We start from the raw sequence: 502 nt of genomic DNA on the forward strand, positions 1-502 counted from the left end.
GGCAACCGTATCGTTTTCATCCAGCAGACGCTGAATCATACCTTCCATAAACCACTCGGCCATGGTTTCGCCCGGATGCTGACGCGCGATCATCCAGATTTTCTTTTTGCCTTCTTCTGGCTCACCAAAAGTCAGTAGGCTCATGTCGTTACCATCTAGGGTATGACCCAGTGTATCTAGCTTGCAGTGGTGCGCGCTTTGCGCCATGTGCAGTAGATCGAGATGGCGATCATAAGTGTACGGTGCAAAGTATGCGAAATAGATAGAGCTGCGCTCTGGGATCACAGTAAACGTTAATGTGTCACCATCAAATTCAGCAGGAATACGGAACCATTCTTCACGGTCATAAGACGCAACAACGTCGTAACCTTGCCAACCTTCAGGGTATGCTGACTTCGCTAGATCGAGCAGTTTGATGGTGTGAGACTGCTCTGCTTCAGTTTCTAAGCGGAAGTGGAACCATTGGTAGAATTCCGACATGTTGTCGTTAGGGATTTTCAGT

Annotated in this window: 1 protein-coding gene; it reads right to left on the reverse strand. The window is 48.2% G+C overall.

What is annotated here, in order from left to right; genetic code table 11:
• Nucleotides 1–502, reverse strand: a 502-nt coding sequence (locus R8N49_RS30940) for a M14-type cytosolic carboxypeptidase (protein ID WP_318190929.1), incomplete at both ends; no start/stop codon positions are given.

Source organism: Vibrio sp. 1978, from assembly GCF_033344345.1.